The organism is Klebsiella sp. A-Nf5 (assembly GCF_002810545.1).
In the GTDB taxonomy this organism is placed as follows: domain Bacteria; phylum Pseudomonadota; class Gammaproteobacteria; order Enterobacterales; family Enterobacteriaceae; genus Klebsiella; species Klebsiella variicola.
This window is the reverse complement of the sequence record NZ_PIOG01000015.1, coordinates 1-4,017: the sequence shown is the minus strand read 5'-3', so window position 1 is coordinate 4,017 and position 4,017 is coordinate 1. Positions and strand designations below refer to the sequence as shown.

4 protein-coding genes are annotated in these 4,017 nt (G+C 55.2%); 2 read left to right on the top strand and 2 right to left on the bottom strand.

Going from position 1 to position 4,017, the window contains the following annotated elements:
* Positions 1-434: 434 nt before the first annotated feature.
* Both CWM53_RS00865 and CWM53_RS00860 read left to right on the top strand, forming a co-directional pair.
* Positions 435-710, top strand: coding sequence for a DUF2574 family protein (locus CWM53_RS00865; protein WP_012969042.1), 276 nt, complete (start codon positions 435-437; stop codon positions 708-710).
* 323 nt (positions 711-1,033) lie between these two features.
* Positions 1,034-1,351, top strand: coding sequence for a hypothetical protein (locus CWM53_RS00860; RefSeq protein ID WP_012969041.1), 318 nt, complete (start codon positions 1,034-1,036; stop codon positions 1,349-1,351).
* A gap of 40 nt (positions 1,352-1,391) precedes the next feature.
* Here CWM53_RS00860 and CWM53_RS00855 read toward each other — a convergent pair whose 3' ends face one another.
* Both CWM53_RS00855 and CWM53_RS00850 read right to left on the bottom strand, forming a co-directional pair.
* The gene (locus tag CWM53_RS00855; RefSeq protein ID WP_012542996.1) at positions 1,392-2,516 is read right to left on the bottom strand and encodes an ABC transporter permease; all 1,125 of its coding nucleotides are present in this window, start codon (positions 2,514-2,516) and stop codon (positions 1,392-1,394) included.
* A partial coding sequence (locus tag CWM53_RS00850; RefSeq protein ID WP_165784994.1) for an ABC transporter permease occupies positions 2,516-4,017 on the bottom strand: 1,502 nt, incomplete at its 5' end. The genes CWM53_RS00855 and CWM53_RS00850, both read right to left, overlap by 1 nt.

The window sequence follows — 4,017 nt, the reverse complement described above, 5'->3', positions numbered from 1 at the left end:
AACGCCGTAGCGCCGATGGTAGTGTGGGGTCTCCCCATGTGAGAGTAGGGAACTGCCAGGCATCAAATAAAGCAGAAAGCTCAGTCGAAAGACTGAGCTTTTTGTTTTGCGTTAAAAAAGAACCCCGTGCCGAAAGGTGCGGGGTTTTTTGCTGTGTGGGGTATATCTCCCCGGTGGCGCTGCGCTGACCGGGGCTACACGATCCGTAGCCCGGATAAGGTGCGCAGCACCGCCTCCGGGGAAACATCCGGCCCGACCGCCTGGTTCGTTAACATCAGTAATACCTATCACATTAATAGGTTATCCTGCAATTGTCCTTATTAATAATATGGATTATCTTCCCTGCATGATGAATCAACGCATCATCTCTCCTGAGGGAGAAAAATAGAAAGCAACTCGCTTATTTCTCATCCTGTTAACTGGTTATAAATTCAATGAAAAAACCGCTAATTGGGATCCTGACTTTCGCTTATGGACTAAGCTTACCTCTGTTTGCTGCTGATACCGCCACATTAACGCTCTCCGGGCGGGTGGTTTCAGAAACCTGCAGTACCGATATCGTCAATAAACAACCTCAGCAGCGTTGCGGAAAGAATACCTATCTTATTGCTTCGCAAAATAGCGTGACGAATGCTCGCGGCGTGATCACGCGGACGGTGAATTTACCGGATGATGCAAGTCGGAAAATAATTATTAGTAGTTACGATTAATATGATCTCTCTATTTCAGCGCCATTTTATTGTGCCTCGGTAAAATAATGGCGCTGCCTCTTCCTCCCGCAAAATAACGCACTTACGATTCAGAAAAAATATTTCCGTGACTGAATACTTCGCTCCCGGATGTATTGTGCCAAACAGTATGCTTCTTCCCTGTTTTTGTCTTAATGAGCTACATCATTAACACTTTGTTAACTTGATCTGGTTTATATGGCGGAAAATTTGTTATACAAAGGGGGATGATTGCCTGTATGGATGCTGCCCGAAATACCTTGCGAGACATATGCAGGTTATCGGCTGGCAATATGAGAATAGAAATGAAAATCCTGCTTAACTGGTCGCCACTGCGCCAGCTCTTCACTTACATTCAGGAGCGCTTTACCTTTCTGGTGCTGCTCTGCTGGCCAGCGATTATCTGGCTGTTCTGCCGGGTCGGCGTATGGCTTATGGATAACGTTTATGAACTGCTGGGGAAATCACCCGCCCAGTCCTTCACCGTTTATCTGCAGCCGTTTATGACCCCCGGCACGCTGCTGCGCATCTCCATCAGCTGGATTGTCTTATTGTTTATCCTGTTTAGTATGGCGATGGCCTTCACCTGGGGTTTACGTCGCTTTATGAACCGCCACAAATAAATCCCTGGGCCGCCGTCAGTCGACGGCCCTTCTTAAGCCCTTACGCCATCTCGCCAATAGTCTTACGAAAACGCAGCAACGCGATAGTAAAGAACACCCCGCCGATAGCCAGCAAGGTTAAGAACTGCGGCCAGACGATGGCAAAGCTGGCGCCACGGTACAGTATCGCCTGCGCCAGACTGACGAAGTGGGTGGTCGGCATGGTCAACATAATATCCTGTACCAGCTGCGGCATACTTTCCCGCGGCGTGGATCCGCCGGAAAGCATCTGCAGCGGCAGCAGCACCAGAATCATCAATAGCCCCAGCTGCGGCATCGATCGGGCGAGGGTGCCCATAAAAATGCCGATTGAGGTCGTGGCGAACAGGCTGAGCGCCACCCCCAGCATAAACAGGGGAATCGACCCTTCAATGGGCACCTGCAAAATCCCCTGCACCATCAGTATCAGCGACAACCCGGAGACCACCAGCACCACCAGGCCCATCGACCAGATCTTGGCCATCATGATTTCAAACGGCGTTACTGGCATCACCAACAAGTGCTCTATGGTGCCATGTTCCCGCTCGCGGATCAGCGCCGAACCGGTGAGGACGATCGCCAGCATGGTGATGTTATTGATGATCGCCATCACCGCGCCAAAGCGCTCCTGCTCAAGGTTAGGGTTAAAACGCATCCTTACCGCCAGCTCTACCGGCAGTACGCTGTTATCCCGATAGCGGGCGACAAAACTGTTGACTTCGCCACTGATAATATTCTGGATATAGCCGTTGCCGGTAAAGGCCTGGCTCATGCGCGTGGCGTCGACATTGACCTGGATTTCCGGCTGCCGACCGGCCAGCACATCGCGCTGGAAGTTAGGCGGGATGTTGATGGCGAAAGTGTAGCGCCCGGCATCCAGCCCGGCGTCCATCTCATCAGCGGTGATCAGCTCCGGCTCAAGAAACCAGGGACGGTAGAAAGCGTTAATGATGCGTGAAGAGAGCTGGGATTTATCCATATCAGCAACCGCGATCGGCGCCAGGTGCAGCGAACCGGGCATCACCGTGGCCGAGGAGTACACCGACACGGTAAAAGCAAACACGATCAGCGCCAGCATCGCTTTATCGCCGAGCAGGCTGCGCAGCTCTTTGACGCCAAGATTATAAATATTGCGTAATCCGCGCATCATCCCTCCTGTTTCTTCAGCAGCAGCACGCTCAGCCCGAGCACCAGCGGCACCGCAAGCAATAGCGGAATGAACGAGCCCCACAAATCGCTGAGATTCAGCGCCTTGGAGAAGGTGCCGCGAGCGATAGTCAGGAAGTGGCTGGTCGGATAAATTTGCCCGATCCAGCGCCCGGGCCCTTCCAGCGACGCCACCGGATCGATCATTCCGGAGAACTGGGTTGCCGGGATCAGCGTAATGATCGCGGTACCGAAGATGGCGGCGATTTGGCTCTTCATAAAGGTTGAGATCAGCAGCCCCAGACCGGTGGCGATGGTGACATACAGCAGCGCCGCCAGGGTCAGCGTCAGGAAGCTGCCCTTATGCGCGACGCCAAAGACAAAGACCGACAGCGCGCACAGCAGGAAGAAGTTAAACATCCCCAGTACGATGTAAGGCAACTGCTTGCCGAGCAGGAATTCACTGCGGGTGGTTGGCGTCACGTACAAGTTGATAATCGATCCGAGCTCTTTCTCACGGACTACGCTCAGGGCGCTGAGCATCGCCGGGATCATCATCAGCAGCAGCGGGATCACCGCCGGGACGATGGCCGGCAGGCTCTTCACGTCCGGATTATAGCGATAGCGGGTCTCGATGGAGATGAGTGAGGTATCGCGCTGTGGGCTGCTCTGCCGGCCAGCCATCTCCTGCAGCCAGGCGAGATGCATCGCCTGCACGTAGCCGCGCACGGTTTCCGCGCGGTTGGGCATCGCGCCGTCCACCCAGACGCCGATTTGCACCGGTGTGCCGCGGGCGATATCGCGACCAAAGTTCGGCGGGATCTCTATTGCCACCGCCAGTTCGCCGTCGCGCATCCGGCGGTCCAGTTCGTCATAGCTGTGCAGCGGCGCCTGTTCGATAAAGTAGCGTGAGCCGGCGATATTCTGCGACCAGCCCTGGCTGCTGATGGTTTGATCGCGGTCGAGGACGGCAAAGCGCAGATCCTCAACGTCCATGCTGATCCCATAACCCATAATAAACATCAGGATCACCGTCCCCAGCAGCGCCAGCGTCGATCGCACCGGATCGCGGCGCAGCTCCAGCGCCTCGCGGCGGCTGTAGCTAAACAGGCGGCGTAGACTGAAGGCTTGCCGTGGGGCCGTGTGTTCCGAATGCGATGCGACAGCAGACGTGGGTTCATCTGGTACTGGAGAGGACGGTTGGGCCTCTTTAAGCCAGGCGATAAACGCCTCTTCGAGGCTGGCGGCTCCGCGCTGCTCGACCAGCGCCTGTGGCGTATCGCTGGCCAGCACCTTGCCAGCATGCATCAGGGAGATGCGATCGCAGCGTTCCGCTTCATTCATAAAGTGGGTGGAGATAAATATAGTCACACGATCCTGGCGCGCCAGGTCTACCATCAGCTGCCAGAACATATCGCGCGCCACCGGGTCGACGCCGGAGGTCGGCTCATCGAGGATCAGCATCTCCGGGCGGTGGATGACCGCCACTGCTAACGACAGGC